This window comes from Paenibacillus sp. SER-28, assembly GCF_052906305.1.
The window spans coordinates 1-571 of record NZ_JBRECM010000035.1; the positions used below are offsets into that span (position 1 = coordinate 1).

General features: G+C 56.6%; 1 rRNA gene. It reads left to right on the forward strand.

The features are described 5' to 3' along the window. Positions 1 to 571: ribosomal RNA gene (locus ACUYLD_RS25430) — 23S ribosomal RNA — on the forward strand; the annotation flags it as partial.

A 571-nucleotide genomic window follows, 5' to 3' on the forward strand; every position in this document is an offset into this window, starting at 1 on the left:
CGAGGACAGTGTCAGGTGGGCAGTTTGACTGGGGCGGTCGCCTCCTAAAGAGTAACGGAGGCGCCCCAAGGTTCCCTCAGAATGGTTGGAAATCATTCGAAGAGTGCAAAGGCAGAAGGGAGCTTGACTGCGAGACCTACAAGTCGAGCAGGGACGAAAGTCGGGCTTAGTGATCCGGTGGTACCGCATGGAAGGGCCATCGCTCAACGGATAAAAGCTACCCTGGGGATAACAGGCTTATCTCCCCCAAGAGTCCACATCGACGGGGAGGTTTGGCACCTCGATGTCGGCTCATCGCATCCTGGGGCTGAAGTAGGTCCCAAGGGTTGGGCTGTTCGCCCATTAAAGCGGTACGCGAGCTGGGTTCAGAACGTCGTGAGACAGTTCGGTCCCTATCTGTCGTGGGCGTAGGAAATTTGAGAGGAGCTGTCCTTAGTACGAGAGGACCGGGATGGACGTACCGCTGGTGTACCAGTTGTTCCGCCAGGAGCACCGCTGGGTAGCTATGTACGGAAGGGATAAGCGCTGAAAGCATCTAAGCGTGAAGCCCCCCTCAAGATGAGATTTCCCA